The sequence below is a fragment of the Cryptosporangium aurantiacum genome, assembly GCF_900143005.1.
GTDB classification, from domain to species: Bacteria; Actinomycetota; Actinomycetes; order Mycobacteriales; family Cryptosporangiaceae; genus Cryptosporangium; species Cryptosporangium aurantiacum.
The window spans coordinates 72,729-92,765 of record NZ_FRCS01000001.1 but is presented as its reverse complement, the minus strand read 5'-3'; the positions used below and the strand labels follow the sequence as shown (position 1 = coordinate 92,765).

13 protein-coding genes are annotated in these 20,037 nt (G+C 70.6%); 6 read left to right on the top strand and 7 right to left on the bottom strand.

Translation table 11 applies throughout. The annotated features are described in order from the left end of the window. The first annotated feature begins 77 nt into the window (after positions 1-77). Positions 78-4,157, top strand: coding sequence for a bifunctional nitrate reductase/sulfite reductase flavoprotein subunit alpha (locus tag BUB75_RS00370; protein ID WP_143175046.1), 4,080 nt, complete (start codon positions 78-80; stop codon positions 4,155-4,157). Between the two features lie 3 nt (positions 4,158-4,160). Here BUB75_RS00370 and BUB75_RS00365 read toward each other — a convergent pair whose 3' ends face one another. Next, complete coding sequence (locus BUB75_RS00365; protein ID WP_084740090.1) at positions 4,161-5,603, bottom strand: DHA2 family efflux MFS transporter permease subunit; 1,443 nt, start codon at positions 5,601-5,603, stop codon at positions 4,161-4,163. Further along, entirely contained in the window at positions 5,600-6,190 is a 591-nt protein-coding gene (locus tag BUB75_RS00360) for an NADPH-dependent FMN reductase (RefSeq protein ID WP_073250189.1), read from the bottom strand. The genes BUB75_RS00365 and BUB75_RS00360 overlap by 4 nt, the downstream gene beginning before the upstream one ends. Positions 6,191-6,262: 72 nt before the next feature. On the opposite strand from BUB75_RS00360, the gene BUB75_RS00355 reads away from it, so the two are divergent. After that, positions 6,263-6,910, top strand: coding sequence for a TetR/AcrR family transcriptional regulator (locus BUB75_RS00355; RefSeq protein ID WP_073250186.1), 648 nt, complete (start codon positions 6,263-6,265; stop codon positions 6,908-6,910). 68 nt (positions 6,911-6,978) lie between these two features. Further along, complete coding sequence (locus BUB75_RS00350; RefSeq protein ID WP_073252514.1) at positions 6,979-8,601, top strand: methyl-accepting chemotaxis protein; 1,623 nt, start codon at positions 6,979-6,981, stop codon at positions 8,599-8,601. Between the two features lie 43 nt (positions 8,602-8,644). Here BUB75_RS00350 and BUB75_RS00345 read toward each other — a convergent pair whose 3' ends face one another. The 3 genes from BUB75_RS00345 to BUB75_RS00335 form a co-directional block, all read right to left on the bottom strand. Continuing rightward, positions 8,645-9,469 carry an alpha/beta fold hydrolase gene (locus BUB75_RS00345; protein ID WP_073250182.1) on the bottom strand — a complete coding sequence of 275 codons (825 nt, stop codon included), beginning with the start codon at positions 9,467-9,469 and terminating at the stop codon, positions 8,645-8,647. A gap of 89 nt (positions 9,470-9,558) precedes the next feature. After that, a complete protein-coding gene (locus BUB75_RS00340; protein WP_073250179.1) occupies positions 9,559-9,921 on the bottom strand; it encodes a hypothetical protein in 363 nt (120 codons plus the stop codon). A gap of 2 nt (positions 9,922-9,923) precedes the next feature. After that, positions 9,924-11,522 carry a PucR family transcriptional regulator gene (locus tag BUB75_RS00335; protein ID WP_218617199.1) on the bottom strand — a complete coding sequence of 533 codons (1,599 nt, stop codon included), beginning with the start codon at positions 11,520-11,522 and terminating at the stop codon, positions 9,924-9,926. 65 nt (positions 11,523-11,587) lie between these two features. On the opposite strand from BUB75_RS00335, the gene speB reads away from it, so the two are divergent. From speB to BUB75_RS00320, 3 genes are all read left to right on the top strand, one after another. After that, entirely contained in the window at positions 11,588-12,544 is a 957-nt protein-coding gene (speB, locus tag BUB75_RS00330; protein ID WP_073250173.1) for an agmatinase, read from the top strand. 42 nt (positions 12,545-12,586) lie between these two features. Continuing rightward, on the top strand, positions 12,587-14,137 hold the full coding sequence (locus BUB75_RS00325; RefSeq protein WP_073250169.1) for a purine-cytosine permease family protein: 1,551 nt from the start codon (positions 12,587-12,589) through the stop codon (positions 14,135-14,137). A 78-nt stretch (positions 14,138-14,215) separates the two neighbouring features. Further along, entirely contained in the window at positions 14,216-15,481 is a 1,266-nt protein-coding gene (locus tag BUB75_RS00320; RefSeq protein ID WP_073250164.1) for an EAL and HDOD domain-containing protein, read from the top strand. A gap of 3 nt (positions 15,482-15,484) precedes the next feature. On the opposite strand, the gene BUB75_RS00315 is transcribed toward BUB75_RS00320, so the two are convergent. Continuing rightward, positions 15,485-17,011 (bottom strand): chemotaxis protein CheW, encoded by a 1,527-nt coding sequence (locus BUB75_RS00315; protein ID WP_084740089.1) that lies wholly within the window; start codon positions 17,009-17,011, stop codon positions 15,485-15,487. Continuing rightward, a complete protein-coding gene (locus BUB75_RS00310) occupies positions 17,008-19,833 on the bottom strand; it encodes a methyl-accepting chemotaxis protein (protein ID WP_218617198.1) in 2,826 nt (941 codons plus the stop codon). The genes BUB75_RS00315 and BUB75_RS00310 overlap by 4 nt, the downstream gene beginning before the upstream one ends. Positions 19,834-20,037 lie beyond the last annotated feature (204 nt).

Sequence of the window (20,037 nt, the reverse complement as noted above, 5' to 3'; positions counted from 1 at the left end):
GTCTACGCCGATCGCGTCACGTCGATGAAATCGCTGCTTCGCATGCTCGGTACGGAACGTTCCGTCCGGGAGGGGTGCTGGTGGCGTCGGAAGTCCTCGACCGCGTCAAGACCGTGTGCTCGTACTGCGGCGTCGGCTGCGGCGTCGTCCTGGAGATCGGACGCGACGCCGACGGGCGGCGGCGCGCGCTGAAAGCGTCCGGCGACAAGGAGCACCCCGCGAACCGGGGCAGGCTCTGCACCAAGGGCTCGACCAGCGCGGACGTGCTGTCCGCGGACGGCAGGCTCGCCACGGCGCTCACCCGCGACGACCGGGCCGCCGCGCTGGCCCCCACCGGCGTCGACGAGGCGATCCGCACCACCGCCCGGCGGCTGAGGGGCATCCTCGATGAGCACGGCCCGGACGCGATCGCGCTCTACGTGTCCGGCCAGATGTCGCTCGAGGCCCAGTACCTGGCCACCAAGCTGGCCAAGGGGTACTTCCGCACGAACCAGATCGAGTCGAACTCACGGCTCTGCATGGCCAGCGCCGCGAGCGGCTACAAACTCTCGCTCGGCGCCGACGGCCCGCCCGGCTCGTACTCCGACCTCGACGAGGCCGACGCGTTCCTGGTGATCGGGTCGAACATGGCCGACTGCCACCCGATCCTGTTCCTGCGTCTGCTCGATCGGGTGAAAAAGGGCGCCAAGCTGATCGTCGTCGACCCCCGGCGAACCGCAACCGCCGCGAAGGCGGACCTGTTCCTGCAGGTCAAGCCCGGGACCGACCTCGCGCTACTGAATGGGCTCATGTACCTGCTGGCTGAGTCGGATGGCCTGGACACCGACTTCATCGCCGCGCACACCGAGGGCTGGGACGCGATGCCCGCGCTGCTGCGGGACTACCCGCCGGCCCGGGTCGCCGAGATCACCGGCATTCCGGAAGCAGACCTGCGGAAGGCCGCCGAGCTGATCCGGAGCGCCGGAAACCGCTGGGTGAGCTGCTGGACGATGGGCCTCAACCAGAGCACCCACGGCACCTGGAACACGAACGCGCTGGTCAACCTGCACCTGGCCACCGGCGCGATCTGCCGCCCCGGCGCCGGGCCGTTCTCGCTGACCGGCCAGCCGAACGCGATGGGCGGCCGGGAGATGGGCTACATGGGCCCTGGCCTACCCGGTCAGCGCTCGGTGCTCGCCGCGGCCGACCGCCGGTTCGTCGAGGAGCAGTGGAACCTCCCGGCCGACACGATCCCGTCGTCCGTCGGTACGGGAACGGTTGATCTCTTCCGCCGGATGGCCGACGGCGACGTGAAGGCGTGCTGGATCATCTGCACGAACCCGGTCGCGTCGGTGGCGAACCGCCGGACGGTGATCGAGGGCCTGGAGGCCGCGGAGTTCGTGGTCACCCAGGACACGTTCGCCGACACCGAGACCAACGCGTACGCCGACGTCGTGCTCCCGGCCGCGATGTGGGCCGAGGCGGACGGTGTGATGGTCAACTCCGAGCGCAACCTGACGCTGTCGCGGCAGGCCGTGGACGCGCCCGGCGAGGCGCTGCCGGACTGGCAGCTGATCGCCCGGATCGCGACCGAGATGGGGTTCGGCGAAGCGTTCTCGTACACGTCCGCAGAAGAGGTCTTCGCCGAGCTGACCGCGTTCTGGAACCCGCAGACCGGCTATGACCTGCGTGGAGTCGACTACGAGCGGCTGCGGAACGGTCCGGTGCAGTGGCCGGCCCCGCCGGACGACGACGCCGACCGCCACCCGATCCGGTACCGGTCCGGCTCGGAGCTGACGTTCGCCACCGCCAGCGGGAAGGCCGCGTTCTTCCCGCGTCCGCACCTGCCACCGGCGGAGCTGCCCGACGACGACTACCCGTTCGTCCTCAACACCGGGCGGCTCCCGCACCACTGGCACACGCTCACCAAGACCGGCAAGGTCACGGCGCTCACCAAGCTCAACCCGGAGCCGTTCGTCGAGATCCACCCGTCGGACGCCGACGCGCTCGGCGTGCGTGAGGGCGACCGGATCGAGGTCGCGTCCCGGCGTGGACGGGCCGTGTTGCCCGCCGTCGTCACCGACCGGGTGCTTCCCGGCAGCTGTTTCGCGCCGTTCCACTGGAACGACGTCTTCGGCGAGTACCTGAGCGTCAACGCGGTGACGAACGACGCCGTCGACCCGATCTCGTTCCAGCCCGAGTTCAAGGTGTGCGCTGTCGCGCTCACGGTGGTCGCGTCCGTGGGTGATTCGGTTCCTCGTACTCAGGTGGACGTGACGCCGCCGGGCATCGTCGACGGGCTGACCGACGTGTTCGGGCTGGGTGCGGTGGCGCCACCGGTCCTGTCCGAGGCCGAGCGACACTACCTGGCCGGGTTCGTCACCGGGTTGCGGACCACCCCGCCCGGCGACACCGTGCCAGTGCTGCCGCCGACCGCGCCGTTCGCGCCGGACAACGCGCTCTGGATCAACGGGGCGCTGGCCGGGGCGTACTCGCGCGGCGGGGCGGCGGTTCTCGAGGCTCCCGCGGCGACCCGGGAGCTGATGGTGCTCTGGGCCTCGCAGACCGGCAACGCGGAGGAGTACGCGCTGTCGGTGGCGGGCAGGCTCTCGGAGTCCGGCCGCGCGGTGACCGTGTTCCCGATGGCCGACTGCTCGCCGACGCTGCTGCGCCGAGCGTCCGATCTGCTGTTCGTCACCAGCACGTACGGCGACGGTGAGGCGCCGGACAACGGCGGGGCGTTCTGGGACGCGCTGGTCGCCGACGACGCGCCGCGGCTGGAGGGGCTGCGGTACGCGGTGCTGGCGTTCGGTGACTCCAGCTACGACAACTTCTGCGGCCACGGACGCCGGCTGGACGAGCGGCTCGCGGAACTGGGAGCCGAGCAGCTGGTCGGACGCGTCGACTGCGAGCCGGACTACGCCGAGGCGGCGGAGGCCTGGGCGGAAGCCGTGCTCGCCGCACTCGCGACCCAATCCGCCCCGGCCCAATCCGCCCCGGCCCAATCCGCCGCGGCACCGTCCGTTCCGCTCTCACCGCCGTCCGCGGTCACGACCGTGACGCGGCCGTCGAAGGCCTCGCCGGCGACCGCGCGGCTGGTGGGCAACCGGCTGCTGAGCCGGCCGGGCGCGGTTCGCGAGGTCCGCGAGTTCGCGTTCGCGGCCGACGGGTTGGAGTACGAGGTCGGCGACGCGCTCGGCGTCTGGCCGGTGAACTGCCCGGACCTGGTCGACGAGTGGCTGACGCTCACCGGGCTCGACCCGGCGACGCCGGTCACGCTGCCCGGGACCAGTGACGTCGACTTCGCCACCGCGCTGCGGCACCACCTGGAGATCGCAGCGATCAGCCCGAGCCTGCTGCGGTTCCTGCTCGACCGGACGCACGACCGCGAGCTGGGCAAGCTGCTGCGGCCGGAGAACAAGGGCGAGCTGGCCCAGTGGACCTGGGGACGCCAGGCCGCCGACGTCATCGGTGCTTTTGAGGTCGGCGCGGCCGCGCAGGAGTGGGTGAACGCGCTGCCGAAGCTCCAGCCGCGGCTGTACTCGATCTCGTCCAGCCCGCTGGTCGACCCGGAGGTGATCCGGACGACGGTGTCCGTGGTCCGGTTCGCCAACGAGGCCGGACGGGAGCGCAAGGGCGTCTGCTCGACGTACCTCGCGGACGCCGACCCCGACGCTCCGGTGTCGGTGTTCGTCCAGCGGGCGTCGCAGTTCAAGCCGCCCGCCGACGCGGCGACCCCGGCGATCATGGTCGGGCCGGGCACCGGGATCTCGCCGTTCGTCGGGTTCCTGCACGACCGCCGCGCCCGCGGCGCCACCGGCCCCAACTGGTTGTTCTTCGGGGCGCCGCGCCAGGCGACCGACCACTACTACCGGGAGGAACTCGGCGACCTGCGCGCCGACGGCACGCTGACCAGGCTGGACCTGGCGTTCTCCCGCGACCAGCGCGCCAAGGTCTACGTCCAGGACCGGATGCGGGAGCGCGGCGCTCAGCTCTGGGCCTGGCTGCGCGACGGCGCCCACTTCTACGTCTGCGGTGACGCCCGCCGGATGGCGAAGGACGTCGACCTGGCGCTGCGCGAGGTGGTCGCCGCGCACGGCGGGATGTCCGCGGACGACGCCGCCGCCTGGGTGAAGCAGCTGGCCGCCGACAAGCGTTACGTCCGCGACGTGTACTGAGTGCTACCGGGCCGGTGCCCGCGCCGGGGCCGGGGCCTCGGGCTGGGCGCCGCGCTCGGCGAGCAGGAGCCAGGCGGCGGCCAGGGTGGCCAGCACCGAGGCGGCGAGCAGCCATCGGAACGACGCGTGGAACGCGGCGTCGACGCCGTCCGGCAGATGGGTGGCGACCACGATCGCAAAGATCGCTCCGCCCAGCGCGCCGCCGACCCGGCTCACGATGTTGACCTCGCTGGTGGCGTCCGGCAGTTGCTCGGCCGTGACCGCTTTGAAGGCCGCGCTCATCGCCGGCACCACCGCGCACGCCAGCGCCGCACCCCGGACGAGCAACAGCAGCTGGACGAGCCATTCCGCGGCGTCCACGTCGATCACCGCGAACGGAACCGTCGTGACGACGGTCGCCAGACCACCGGCGAAGCTCACCAACCCCCCGCCGAAACGGTCCACCAGCCGGCCGGACAGCGGCAGGACCAGCGCGCTGCCCAGGCTCATCGCGATCAGCAGCAGGCCGGATTCGAGCGGACCGGCACCGCGGCCGAGCTGGTAGTAGAGCGGAAAGAGCAGCCCTGCGCCGAACAGGGCGGCGCCGGTGAACGTGGCGGTGACCGTCGCCGCGCGGTAGATCCGGTTCCGGAACAGCCCGAGGTCGAGAATCGGGTTGGCGGACCGGCCGGCGTGCACACCGTAGGCCAGCAGTGCCAGGACGCCGCCCACCAGCGGCCCGGCCACGCCTGCGCCGGTGACGTTGCCGGTCTCGCCCCACCGGGTGCAGCCGTACACCACGAGCGGCAAGCCGACGCTGACCAGCAGCAGCCCGACCCAATCCAGGCGTCCGGGATCCACCGGTTCGCCGCGCGGCACCCAGCGCCGTCCGAGCCAGAGCGCGACGAGGCCGATCGGCACGTTAAGCAGGAACAACCACGGCCAGGAACCGACGTGGATCACCACGCCACCGACGACCGGTCCGAGCGCGGGCGCGAGCGTGACCGCGACGCCGAGCGTCGCCATCACCCGGCCCAGCCGATGCGGGCCGACGGCGCGGCCGAGGACGGTCTGACCGGCCGGGATCAACATCCCGGCCGCGAGGCCCTGCACGACGCGGAGGCCGATGAGCCATTCGACGTTCGGTGCGGCCGCGCACGCCGCCGAGGCCATCGTGAACGCGACGAGGCACCAGAGCCAGAGCCGGCCCGCTCCCGCCCGGCGGGCCAGCCAGGCGCAGAGCGGCAGCGAGGCCGCAAACGCGATCAGGTACCCGGTTGCGACCCACTGGGCGGTGGCGAGCGTGGTGTCGAGGTCGCGAGTGAGGGTGTCCAGCCCGACGCTGACGACCGAGGCGTCCAGACCGCTCAGGAACGCGCCGGACGCGATGACGCCGGCCAGCCGCCAGACCTGCGGGGAGATCGGCGCGTCCGGCCGCGCCGGCGAGGAGACGTCCGCGACGTTCATCCGGCCACCGCCGCCGTTTCGGTCCGCACCGACCGGAGGGCCGTGCCCCAGGAGAGCAGCTGCTCGAGCATCGTGTGGAGCTGCGCCTCGGCGTGCTCCGGCGGCCGTGGCGCGCCGTCCCGATCAAAGTCGGTGAACGCGGAGAGCAGCACGTGGGAGCGGACATCCGCGACCTGCAGCTCGCCCATGATCAAGCGCAGGTGCTCGACCGCCCGCGCGCCGGAGGCGTCGGCGCCGTAGCCGACGAAGCCCGCGGCCTTGTCCCGCCACTCCGCGTGCAGGAAGTCCAGCGCGTTCTTGAGCACGGCCGGGATCGACCGGTTGTACTCCGGCACGACAAAAACGTAGGCGTCGAACGAGTCGATCAGCGCGGCCCACGCCCGGGTGTGGGGATGTGCGTAGCTCCCGTGGATCGCCGGTAACGGCTCGTCCAGGAAGGGCAGCGGATGGTCGGCGAGGTCGACGAGCACGAAGTCAGCCGGTGAGGCGGCCGCGCGGTTGGTCACCCAGCGGGCGACGGCGCGCGACTTCCGATCCGGGCGGGTGCTCCCGGCGATCACGGCGATCCGAAGGGGGGCGGACTCCATGGGAACTCCTTTGCTAGAAAGTACAGTACTCGTTTTACTTTACAGATCGCCCCGTCGTCTAGGCTTCCGCGCATGAGTTCGCCGTCCGCCGTGCCGCTGGGGCGGCTGCAGCCGCAGAAGCGGGACGCGATCACCCGGGCCGCCCGCCGGGTGTTCGGCCGCGACGGTTACGCGCGCGCCAGCATCGACGCGATCGCCACCGAGGCCGGCGTCTCCACCCGGACGATCTACAAGCACTTCAGCGGCAAGGAGCAGCTGTTCGCCTCGGTGCTGGAGGCGAGCGCGACCCAGGTGGCTGACACGCTCGTCGAGAGCGCGGCCGCCGTGCCGTACGCCGAGACCGCGGACCAGGTGCTGACCGAGCTGGCCGGGGTCGCGCACGCGCTGGTCCGGCAGGCGATCGACCACCCGGAGCACTTCGCGATGGTGCGGCAGATCGTCGCCGAGTCGACCCACTTCCCCGCGCCTGTGCTCGCGGCGTGGCAGGAAGCCGGGCCGCTGCGCGTCGAAGCCGAGGTCGCCGGTCGGCTCCGTCGCCTCGCCGACCGGGGGCTGCTCGTCGTCCCCGACCTCGAGCGGGCGACGCTGCACTTCATGGCGCTCGCCACCGCCGAGGCGAGCCCGCGCGGCCTTCGCCCGGTCGGTCATCTGAGCGCCGAAGAGACACAGATCGCGGTCACCGAAGGCGTGCGGGCGTTTCTGAACGGTTACTCGTCGTAACTCAGATCCTTTACCGCGCCGCCGATGGGATGACACCGAGGAATCTCTTCGACGCGGGGGCGGCCGAGATGACGCAGGCAACAAAGGCACGGCGTGGTGGGTTTTCGAGCCTCGGCGTCGGGCCGAAAATTCTGGTCGCCGTCGCGGTGATGGCGCTGGTCGCGGTCGTGACCGGCGCCGTCGCCTGGTCTCGGCTGGGCACGCTGGACGACAAGGTCCAGAACGTGAAGTCGACGAACATCTCGCGGCTGAACAACCTGGTGGAGATGGAGAGCGCGGTCGCCGCGATGTTCCGCGGCTTCTTCCTCTACAACCTGCCCAACATTCCGGCCGCGGAGAAGGCGGCCCACAAGCAGACCACCAAGGACGCCGAGGCGTCGCTGGACGAGGCGCTGGCGGCCTACTCCTCCACCGAAGACAAGTCGCAGACGTGGAAGACCCAGGTCGCTACGTTCCAAGAGGCCTGGACGAACTACAAGACGCTGGCGAACACGTTCATCCTCGGTGACGCGCCACCGTCCGGTTTCACGCTGCCGACCGGAGCGGCGATCGTCCCCGCGTTCAACAACGCCGAGACCGCGATGAACAACGCGATCGCGGAGCTGGGCGCGCTGGAGCGCTCACAGGCGGAGGCCGCCGCGACGTCGGCGACCGAGACCGCGTCCGGCGCCCGGACGCTCATCGCGATCGTGCTGGTGACCGGTCTGATCGTGGCCGTGGCCCTGGCGCTGTGGATCGGCCAGACGATCGCGCGGCGGCTCGGCAGGGTCCGTGACGTCCTGGACGCGGTAGCGAACGGTGACCTGACGCGCCAGGCGCGGGTCGACGCGAACGACGAGGTCGGCTCGATGGCCGCAGCGGTGAACCGCGCCACCGACTCGGTTCGCAGCACGGTCACCGCGCTCTCGGAGTCGGCCCGGACGCTCTCCGACTCGTCGCGGCAGCTGTCGGCGTCGGCGGAGGCGATCGCGGGCAACGCGCAGGAGACCTCGGCACAGACCGGCGTGCTGGCGTCGGCGTCCGAGGAGGTGTCGCGGAACGTGTCCGCTGCCGCGGCCGGCACGGACGAGATGGGTTCGGCGATCCGGGAGATCTCGCAGTCCGCGAACGACGCGGCCGGGGTGGCGTCGCGGGCGGTGGACGCGGCGTCGGCGACGAATGCGACGGTGGCCAAGCTGGGTGAGTCGTCGGTGGAGATCGGCAACGTCGTCAAGGTCATCACGTCGATCGCCGAGCAGACGAACCTGCTGGCGCTCAACGCCACGATCGAGGCCGCGCGCGCCGGTGAGGCCGGTAAGGGCTTCGCGGTCGTCGCCAACGAGGTGAAAGACCTGGCCCAGGAGACCGCGAAGGCGACCGAGGACATCTCCAAGCGCGTCGAGGCGATCCAGGCCGACACGGATTCCGCGGTCGCGGCGATCGAGCAGATCTCCGGGATCATCGCGCAGATCAACGACTACCAGATGACGATCGCCTCGGCCGTCGAGGAGCAGACCGCCACCACGAACGAGATGAGCCGCTCGATCGCCGAGGCCTCGACCGGTTCGCTTAGCATCGCCGCGAACGTGGCGGGCGTCGCGGCGGCGGCGCAGACCACGAGCGCGACCGTGGCCGACACTCAGCAGTCGGCTGAGGAGCTGGCCCGGATGTCGGCCCAGCTCCAGGCGATCGTGAGCCGCTTCCGCGTCTGACGGGTGCCGCGGGCACGCGGTCGTGCCACGTGCCCGCGAGCCGTCAGGACTTGGCGAACGCGAGCAGGTCGGCGTTGAACCGCTGCTCGTAGGAGCTGCCGACGATGCCGTGCGGCGCGCCCTCGTACACCTTCAGCGTCGCGTCCTTGACGATCTCGGCGGTCTTCAGCGCGGCCGCGGCGATCGGCACGATCTGGTCGTCGTCACCGTGCACGACCAGCACCGGGACGTCGATCTTCGCCAGGTCGTCGTGGAAGTCCGACTCCGAGAACTGCTTGACGCAGTCGTAGGCGGCGGCGACGCCGACCTGCATGCTCCAGAGCCAGAACGCCTCCCGGGTGCCGTCCGAGATGTTCGAGCCCTCGCGGTTGGCGCCGTAGAAGGCGACGCTCAGGTCCTTGTAGAACTGCGACCGGTCGGCCAGGACGCCGTTCCGGATGCCGTCGAAGGCCTCGAGCGGCGTGCCCTCGGGGTTGGTGTCCGACTGGAGCATGATCGGCGGCACCGCGCCGAGCAGCACGGCCTTGGCGACCCGCTCGCTGCCGTGCCGGCCCAGGTAGCGGGCCACCTCGCCGCCGCCGGTCGAGTGCCCGACCAGGATGATGTCGCGGAGGTCGAGCTTCTCGATCAGCGCGGCCAGGTCGTCGGCGTAGGTGTCCATGTGGTTGCCGACGTAGGTCTGGGTGGACCGGCCGTGCCCACGGCGGTCGTGCGCGATGCCCCGGAGGCCGTTGTCGGCGACGAGCTTGAGCTGGTTGTCCCAGGCGTCACCGTTCAGCGGCCAGCCGTGGCTGAAGACGACCGGCTGGCCGGTGCCCCAGTCCTTGTAGAAGATCTCGGTGCCGTCGGTGGTGGTGATCGTGGGCATGTGGTGCTCCTCTGCGGGTCAGCGCCGGACTGCGCTCACCGGCAATGCTGCGTGGCACCGTCCGCAGCGGCATCGGACACATGACTGCACTACTCCCAGGGAGGAGTTTCATCCAGTTTGGCGTAGTACTTGGCGAGATGGCTCTTCACCCGGTCGATGTCTTCTTTCGGCAGGTCGACGCCGCCGCGGGAGCCCTGCATCACCGCGGCCGCCGCCATCACACCCCGGGGCATCGCGACGAGCTTTCCGTCGACGACGTCGGCGATCAGCAGCTTGTAGCCGGTGAACTTGTCCTTGCGGTCCTTGTCGTACCAGACATGCGCGTTCCGGTACTTCTCGTTCGGCTCGTCCTCGGCGTTCGCCCAGGCTCGGACGTGTTTCTCGGCCGCAGCGCCGTCCCACTGCGCGTCCCGGTCGCCGAGCGGAAGGTCCTGGAATGCGGTGACAGACATGATTACCTCCTCTCCGGATCGCGTTCCCCACGAGCCGCTCCGGCAACCGCGACGTCCCGAAGTCGCAGGGCGAGCCAGAGTTCGTGGCGGTCGGCGGCGACGGCCAGCGATCGGCCGGTGAGCCGCTCGATCTTCTCCAGCCGGTTGCGCACGGTGTGCCGGTGGACGCCGAGCTGGGCCGCGGCCGCTTCCAGCGAGCTGTTCTGCTCCAGCCACGCGCGGAGGGTGTCGGCGAGCTTGTCGTCCAGGGCTGCGAGCACGGTGTCGGCGAACCCGCGCAGCACCTCCGGAGGCGCCAGCTCCCAGAGCAGGCGGCTGGTGACCCCCTCGTCCGCGAACAGCGGGCGGCCCGCGCGGGCGCTCGCCGGGAGCAGCGCGGACGCCTGCCGCAGGCTGGTCGCGGCGATGCCCGGGTCCACTGCGCCGCCGACGCCGGCCGGACGTCCGGGCGCGAACCGGGCCAGCAGGGCGGCGACGTCGGCGTCGTCGGGTGCGAGCAGCTCGACGACCGCCCCACCGGACGCGACCCGCACCAGCCCGCCCGGCAAAGCCAGCGCCAGATCCGCCGCCAGGTCCCCGGCCCCCGCCGCCCCCGCGGCCGTTCCCGCCGCCGTTCCCGCGGCGGTCTCCGCGGCCGAGCCCGCGGCGCCTTCCGCGGCCCGCGGAGGGATGGTCGAGATCGCGACGCCGCGGAGGGTTCGGGTGCGGACGCCCAGTCCGGCGAGCAGTTCGGCTGCCCGTCCGGCGTCCGCCGCGAGCAGGCGGCCGAGCACGGCGGCCCGCCGACGGCGCTCGGGGTCGCCCGCCAGGTGCCGCCGTTCCATCTCCAGCGACAGCAGCGACACCAGCACCGGCAGCAGCGGCCCGGGCACCCCGGCCACCACCGCGTACCCCCGCAGGCGAGCCGCCCCGACCGGCTGCACGCTGGCCCGCCGTCCGGGAAGGTCGACGACCGCGCTGCCGCGCAAGCCGTGCCGCGCCATCGTCGGCAGCACCACGGCGGCCTCGTCGACCAGTGCGTCGGCCGCGTCCCCGGCCGTCACCAGCGGTCGCCCCAGCAGGTCGAGGACGCCCGCCGCCAACCCGGTCGCGCGGTGCCACGCGTCGAGGATGCCGGTCACCCCGCCGGTGGCCGCGGCGGCGGTGAGCCGCCGCTGCACCTCCAGCGCGGTTTCCAGCGCCCGACGCTCCTCCGCGGCCTGCGCGGCGAAGACGGCCTTGGTCACCGCGATGAACGGCACCTCCTCCGGCACCGTGAGCAGCGGCAGGCCGGCCTCCGCCGCGGCGGCCACCAGCGGCTCCGGTGCGACCTGGTACGGCAGCTCGCGGCCCAGCCCCAGGCCCAGTGCACACGCGTTCGCCGCGCGCAGGTCCGCCACGTAGGCCCGGCAGGACGGCGCGTCCATCGGCAGCAGCAGCCCGACGGTCATCAGCAACTCGCCACCCTGGAGCCAGGACCCGGGGCGGGTCAGTTCGGAGACGTGGGCGGCGCTGATCGGCCGGCCCAGCGACGAACTGCCGGCCCCCGCCGCGAGGGAGAGCCGGAGGGCCGGGGTCGCGAGCAGTTCGGCCAGCGTGAACGGCATGGCCCCAGTGTCCATGAACCGCAGGCAACTTGTACGACGCGTCCATATCCGCCGGACCGCCGGACGTCTACGGTTCCCGCATGTCCACCCCGCAGCCCCCGGTCGGCCCCGTCGACAACACGCGAATCCCGCGCTACGCCGGTCCGCCCACGTTCGCTCAGCTGCCGCGCATCGACCAGGTCCCGGCTGCGGATGTCGCGGTGCTCGGCGTGCCGTTCGACTCCGGCGTCAGCTACCGGCCCGGCGCGCGATTCGGCCCGGGGCACATCCGCACCGCGAGCAAGCTGCTGCGCCCGTACAACCCGGCGCTCGACGTCGCTCCGTTCGCGGTCCAACAGGTCGTGGACGCCGGTGACCTCGCGGTGAACCCGTTCGACATCGGCGAGGCGGTCGCGACGATCGAAGCCGCCGCCCGCGGGTTCGCGGCCGACGGCGTCCGGCTGCTGACGCTCGGCGGCGACCACACGATCGCATTGCCGCTGCTGCGGGCGGCCGCCGCGACCCACGGCCCGATCGGCGTCGTGCACTTCGACGCCCACCTGGACACCTGGGACACCTACTTCGGCGAACCCACCACTCACGGGACGCCGTTCCGCCGGGCGTCCGAGGAAGGGCTGCTGGATCCCGAGCGCTGCCTGCACGTCGGCATCCGAGGGCCGCTCTACACCGCGCAGGACCTCACCGCGGACGGCGTCCTCGGCTTCCAGGTGATCCGGGCCGACGACTACGAGACGAGCAGCGTCGCGGACGTCGTCGCACGGATGCGCCAGCGTCTTGGGGACGGCCCGGTCTACGTCTCGGTCGACATCGACATCCTCGACCCGGCCCACGCGCCGGGCACCGGTACCCCCGAGGCAGGCGGCCTGACCAGCCGCGAACTCCTGAACACGCTGCGGGGCCTGGTCGGGCTCGACGTGATCGGCGCGGACCTGGTCGAGGTGTCGCCGCCGTACGACCACGCGGAGATCACCGGTGTCGCCGCGTCCCACATCGCCTTTGAACTGCTTTCCGTGCTGGCGCGCAACCGGCTCGCCTGAAAACCCAGTCCGGCGCCCTCAACCCCCTCCCGGAGGATCGCCATGTCCGCTGAGACCACCCGTTCCGAACCTCCTAGAGTCACCGAGGTCGAGCAGTACGGCGTCGACCGCATCCAGGACGTCGACCGGACCGCGAGCCCGTTCGACCTCTTCCGCCTGACGTTCGGAGGCGCGAACACGTTCGCGACCTGCGTCCTGGGCGCGTTCCCGATCCTGTTCGGCCTGTCGTTCTGGCAGGGCCTGGCCGCGACGCTGCTCGGGCTCCTCGTGGGCGCGGTCATCCTCGCGCCGATGGCCGTGTTCGGCCCGACGAACGGCACGAACAACGCGGTCTCGTCCTCGGCCCACCTGGGCGTGCACGGACGCGTCGTCGGCTCGTTCCTCTCGCTGCTCACCGCGGTCGCGTTCTTCTCGATCTCGGTCTGGAGCTCCGGTGACGCGCTGGTCGGGGGCGCGAACCGGCTGGTGGGGCTACCCGAGAGCACCCCGGCGTTCGCGGTCGCGTACGCGCTGTTCGCGGGCCTGGTGCTGGTGGTCTGCGTCTACGGCTTCCGGTTCATGCTGCTGGTCAACAAGGTCGCGATCACCGGCGCCACCGCGCTGTTCGTCCTCGGAGCGATCGCGTTCGCCGGCGATTTCGACGCGTCGTACCCGGGCATCTTCGTCGACGGCGCGAACGCGGAACTGTTCGTGCCGAGCTTCATCGGCGCGGCGCTGATCGTGCTCTCGAACCCGATCTCGTTCGGCGCGTTCCTCGGCGACTGGTCGCGGTACATCCCGGCCGAGACGCCGAAGCGCCGGGTGATCGGCGCGGCGTTCCTGGCCCAGGTCGCCACGATCATCCCGTTCCTGTTCGGGCTCACGACCGCGTCGATCATCGCGACGAAGGCGGCGGAGTACGTCGACCCGGCTGCGCCGAACTACGTCGGCGGGCTGCTGGCGATCGCACCGACCTGGTACTTCCTGCCGCTGTGCCTGATCGCGCTGATCGGCGGCCTGTCCACCGGGACGACCGCGCTGTACGGCACCGGGCTCGACTTCTCCAGCGTGTTCCCGCGGTTCTCCCGGGTGCAGGCCACGCTGCTGATCGGCACGCTCTCGATCACGTTCATCTTCCTCGGCCGGTTCGCGTTCGACCTGGTTCAGAGCATCAGCACGTTCGCGGTCCTGATCGTCACGTGCACCGCGCCGTGGATGGTCGTGATGATCGTCGGCTACGTGACCCGGCGCGGCTGGTACGACCCGGACGCCCTGCAAGTGTTCAACCGGCGGCAGCGCGGCGGGCGGTACTGGTTCAGCCATGGCTGGAACTGGCGCGGGCTGACCGCGTGGCTGGTGTCCGCAGCGGTCGCGGTGCTGTTCACGAACATCCCGGGGCAGTTCGTCGGCCCGCTCGGCGACCTCGCGAACGGCGTCGACATCAGCCTGCCGCTCTCGCTGGGGCTGGCCGCGGTGCTCTACACCCTGCTGCTGTTCGTGTTCCCGGAGCCGCGGGCGGTGCACGGCTCGGCCGGTCCGTGGCTGGTGCCGACCCGCGAGACCGAGGTTCCGCCGATCACCGACGCCGCCCCGGCGGTGCCCGCTCCGGTGTGAACGGCCGGAATTCACAAAGGGGCGCGCGCATAGCGTCCGTAATAGGGTTTTTGTAGTTTTTGTCCTAGTCTTTCCTTCATGCTCGTCCGTCCGCCGACCGACCTGTCGGCACCGCTCGTCCACGTCGGGCGACAGGGGATCTACGACCAGACCGGCGACGTGGTGGCCTACGAGTTGTCGTTCCGCGATGCCGCGGACGCACCGCGGGCCACCAGTCGCGGTCCGTACGCCACCAGCCGGGTGATCATCGGCGCGTTCACCGACTTCGGTCTGGAACAGCTGGTCGGCTCCAAGGCGTGCTTCATCAACGTGACCAGGGAATTCCTGGTCGGTGAGCTGCCGATCCCGTTCGACTCCGGCCACGCGGCACTGGAGATCGTGCCCGCGGTCGAGGTCGATGACGAGGTGGTGCGGGGCGCCACCGCGCTGGTCGAGCGAGGGTTCACGATCGCGTTGAGCGCGTTCGTCTGGGGCAGCGGCCACGAACGGCTGCTCGACATCGCCAGCTACGTGATGATCGATATGCGGGACGCCGACCCCGCCAAGGTCGACGAGACGATCCAGCGGTGCCGGGACTATCCGCACCTCCGGCTGATCGCCGAACGGCTGGAGACCGAGGAGCAGCTCCAGGTCGCGTTCCTGCTCGGGTTCGACCTGTTCCGGGGCAACATCCTCGGGCGGCCGCACACGCTGTCGACCACCGGGCTCTCTCCCGCCCGGGTCAGCCGGCTCCAGTTGCTCGCGGCGTTGAGCGCCGAAGAAGTGAACTACGACGACGTCGTCGACCGGGTCGCGCTCGACCCGACGCTCGCCTACCGGCTGCTGCGGGCGACGAACGCGGCGGCGTCCGGGCTGACCGTGCGGGTCTCGTCGGTGCACGAGGCCGCGGTGTTCCTCGGGCTGGACAAGGTGCGGCAGTGGGTGACGCTGATGCTGCTGACCGACCTCTCGGACGCCACCGAGGACCAGCTGGCGACGACGATGACGCGGGCCAGGCTCTGCCAGACCACCGCGGAGTACCAGCACCTGCCCGGGAGCACGGCGTTCACGATCGGCCTGCTCTCCGGCATCGCCGACCTGGTCGGACGTCCGGTCGCGGCGCTGGCCGAGGAACTGCCGCTCGCCGAGGAGGTGCGGTCGGCGCTGGCCGAGGGGGCCGGCGACCTGGGCGAGATCCTCACCGCCGTCCGGCACTACGAGGAGGGCGCGGTGGGTGAGCTGGCGGCGCTGACCGGGCCGGTCGAACCGACCGAGGCCTACCTGTCGGCGATCAGCTGGTCGACGAAGATGCTCGACGCCGTCCCCCTCGACGGACCCCGCCGCCGCCAGATGCCCACGCCCTGACGGTCAGGCGGCGGCCGCGAGGCGCTGGAGGTCGATCTCCGGGAGCATCCGCGTACCCACCTTCACGAGGCGACGGCTGAGCGCGTCGGTTCCGACCCCGCGCTCGGTGTCCTCCACCTCTTCCCAGACCGATTCCTCGATCGCGTTGAGCGCCGGGACGATGAACCCGACGTACCCGCCCGCCGCGTCGACCAGCAGCACCCGTGCGGTGGCGCGATCGACCTCGTCGTCCCGCCCGAGCAGCGTGGTCAGGCAGATCAGCGGCACGGTCGACTGCCGGTGGGTGAAGACCCCCTGGATGGTTCGCCCCACTCCGTCGAGCGGGATGTAGTCGTCCGGGTACGGCAGGATCTCGGAGATCTGGACGAGCGGGCTCGCGACGTCGACCCCCGCGTTGTACGTGAGCATCTTCTTGACGACCGGCACGACCCGCCGCCCCTCCGGCGCGTCGTCGGTCCGCCGGCCGCTCCGGGCAGGCGGCTCGTCGTCGGCAGCCCCCGCCAGCGGCATGCCCATGTTCGCGAGGTTGTCCAGCTGAACGTCGGCGCGCAACGCCTCACCGTCCAGCACGAGGTTTTGTCCCTTGCCCGGGACCAGCAACGCTCCCTGCAGGAACGGATTGACGGCCATGCCGGCCGCCGGCAGCGGGAGGACGTCGGTCTCCGGCACCGACTCGATGTTCGTGACGTCCGAGACCGCGAGGACGACGAGCCCGCGCGGCATGCTCAGCACGAGGCCACGGTCGGTGTCGTGTTTCGGCAGCTCCCCCAGGCCCAGCACCTGCAGCGAATCGACGACCGGCACCGACACCCCGCCGAGCGGCACGACCCCCAGGCACCGGTCCCCCACCAGCGGCGACGGCCGGACGACGAGCTTCGGGATGACCGAGTGCACGTGGTTGACCTCGATCGACAGCCCGATGTTCCCGCAGCGCAGCAGCATGACGACGCGGCGCCGGGTGTCGCCGATGCGCACGGTCGCGTCCGGATCGGCAGCCAGGGTGGCCAGCGCCGCGCTCGGCGTCCCGGCATCACGGACCGCCGGGAAGCCCGGCAGCGCGAGGATCGCGGCCGAGTCCAGCACCGAGACGACGGTCCCGTCCTCGGGCTGCTCGAACGTCTCGCGGAACAGCGGTGTCGCCTCACCGCCGACCGCCATCTCCATCAGGTTGTCGGCCGGGATCCGGGAGACGCCGCGGATCTCGTCCGCGAGCAGGCCGAACATGTACCCCTCGCGCGCGACGATGACGATGACGTCGTTGCCGCCGTCCTCCTCGAGCCCGAACAGCTCACGGAGGTCGAGCACCGGGATGACGAGGTGACGCAGGTTCACGGCCCCGACCAGCCCGACCGCGCGGGCCGGCAGCTGGGCGAACGTCGGCGGGCACGGGATGACCTCACGGAGCTCGGAGAGCGGGAGGGCCACCTGGGTCGGGCCCACCGTGAACATGCCGTAGACCGTCGTGTCGGTGCCGCCCGGACCGCTGGTTCGCTGTGCCACCGCGTCCGGGCGCTCGAGCAGCACCGTCACCGGGAACCGTCCGGCTTCCGCTCACCGGCCGCCGTGAGCGAGGTGATGATCTCGCTGACCCGGTGCGAGGCGGCCTGCTGTTCCTGCGTCGTCGACGCGATCCGCTGGATCGAGTCGCTGGTCTGCCGGACGCTCTTGAGGATCTCGGTGAACGCCTCCTGCGCTTTTCGCGACACCGTCGAGCCCTGGCTCACCCGGCTCGCCGACTCCGCGATGAGCTTGCTGATCTCCCGGGCGGCGTCCGACGACCGCTCGGCGAGCTTCCGCACCTCGCCCGCGACGACCGAGAACCCGACACCGTGCTCGCCGGCGCGCGCCGCCTCGATCGAGGCGTTGAACGCGAGCAGGTTGGTCTGGCTCGCGATCTCCCCGATCACGTTGACGATCGACGCGATCTCCTCCGACGACTTCTCGATCAGGTCGATCGCCTCGATCGACTTGCGCAGCTCCTCGAAGCCGGTCTCGGCGTTCTCCTGGGTCGTACCGGCCATGCCGCTGGCCGTTCCGGCGCTGACCACGATCTCGTCGATCGAGGCGGCCAGCGCGGTGACGGTCTCGGCCAGCTCGCGTGTCTTGTTGGTCAGCAACTGCTCCAGCTGCACCTGCTCGGTGATGTCGGTCGCGTACTTCACGACCTTCACCGGCTCGCCCGCCAGGTTGAAGATCGGGTTGTACGTGGCCTGGATCCAGACGTCCCGGTTGTACTTGCCCACCCGGTGGAAGCGGCCGGACATGAACTCGCCCTTGCGCAGCCGCAGCCAGAAATCGCGGTAGGCCTCGGACGTGATGTATTCCGGGGTGCAGAACATGCTGTGGTGCTGGCCTTTGATCTCCCGCGCCGAGTAGCCGATCGTCCGCAGGAAGTTCTCGTTCGCCTCGAGCACGGTGCCCTCGAGGTCGAACTCGATCACCGCCTGCGCCCGGTCGATCGCCTTGACCTTGCCCTCGAACTCCGCATTGCGCAGCTTCTGGGCGGTCACGTCGATCGCGAACTTGACGATCTTCACCGGCTTGCCGTCCAGGTCGAAGATCGGGTTGTACGTGGCCTGGATCCAGACCTCGGTGCCGTCCCGGCCGATCCGCTTGAACTCGCCGCCCTCGTACTCGCCGCGGCCGAGCCGCTCCCAGAAGCTCGTGTAGGTGTCGGAGCTGGCTTCCTGCGGCTCGACGAACATCCGGTGGTGCCTGCCGATGACGTCCTCGCGGCGGTAGCCGGTGAGCCGGAGGAAGTTGTCGTTCGCGGTGAGGACGCGGCCTTCCAGGTCGAACTCGATCACCGCCTGGGCCCGGTCGATCGCGTTCACCTTGCCCTCGAACTCCGCGTTGCGGAGCTTCTGCGCGGTGACGTCGGTCGCGTACTTGACGATCTTCCGCGGCCGGTTGTCCTGGTCGAAGATCGGGTTGTAGGAGGCCTGCAGCCAAATTTCCGTGCCGCCCTTGCCGACGCGCTTGTACTCGCCCGCCTCGTACTCGCCCTGCGCGAGCCGCTTCCAGAACGACCGGTAGGCGTCGGTCGTCGCGTAGCGCGGTTCGACGAACATCCGGTGGTGCTGGCCGACCACCTCGTCCAGGTTGTAGCCGGTGGTCTCCAGGAACAGCTTGTTCGCGTCGAGCACGACGCCGTCGAGGTCGAACTCGATCACCGCCTGCGCGCGGTCGATGGCCCTGACTTTGCCCTCGAACTCCGCATTGCGCAGCTTCTGCGCGGTGACGTCGACCGCGTACTTGATCACCTTCACCGGACGACCTTCGAGGTCGAAGATCGGGTTGTAGGTGGCCTGCAGCCAGATCTCCTTGCCGTCCTTGCCGTAGCGCTTGTACTCGCCCGCCTCGAACTCGCCGTGGGCCAGCTTCTGCCAGAACATCCGGTAGGCGCTTCCCCGGGCGTGCTCGTCGTCGACGAACATCCGGTGGTGCTGGCCGACGATCTCCTCTAGTTCGTAGCCGGTCACGTCGAGGAAGTTCTGGTTCGCGGACAGGACGTTGCCGTCGAGGTCGAATTCGATCACCGCCTGCGCGCGGCTGATCGCGTTCACCTTGCCCTCGTACTCGGCGTTCACGAGCTTGGTGTCGGTGACGTCCATCGCGTACTTGACGATCTTGCAGGCACGACCCTCCAGGTCGAAGATCGGGTTGTACGTCGCCCGGATCCAGACCTCGCGTCCGTTCCGGCCGATCCGCTTGTACTCGCCGTTCTCCACCTCACCGGCGCGGAGCCGTTCCCAGAACCGCTCGTACTCCTCCGACTCAGCGTGGCCCGGCGGCACGAACATCCGGTGGTGCTGACCGACGATGTCGGCCAGCGCGTAGCCGGTGAGCTCGAGGAAGTTCTCGTTGGCGGTGAGGATCACCCCGTCGAGGTCGAACTCGATGACGGCCTGCGCGCGGTCGATCGCGGCGTAGCGACCGCGCAGTTCCCCGATCTGCTCGCGGTCCTTCGTGATGTCGTACGCGGTGACCAGCACCTGTTCCGGGTCGTTCGCCGGCGTCGCGACCGGGCCGCAGTTCAGCCGCAGCCACCGCGGTTTGCCCTGGCCGTCGGAGATCTGCATGACCTCTTCGACGAACTCGCCACGGCGGCCGGTACTGAGCAGTTTCTCCACGGCCACGCTGCTGATCGACCAGATCGCGTCGAGGCGCTGTCCGATCAGTGCCTCGATCGGGCGATCGGCCATCTCGACGACCCGCTGGTTGACCGACAGCACGGCGCCGGTCTTCGCGTGCACGGTCAGGACGAGCCGCTCCTGGACCAGAAGCGCCAGGGTCGCCGCCTTGATCGCGGAGCTCGCGTTCGCGTCGATGAGACTCGCGGGCTGCGTCACCGTTGCTCCTTCAAAATCCACGCTCGAACGGCCGTGGCCGGGGTGAGGAACCACTTCGACATCGACCGCTCCGGGGCCGGTCTGAGCAGAACACGTGTTTCACACCCGAACATCGAACAGACGTTCACACAGGTGTCGTGATGCAACCATCGGAATTCGTCCAGTGTGGATACACTGCGGTCGTCCACCGGTCAGGGCGCTGCA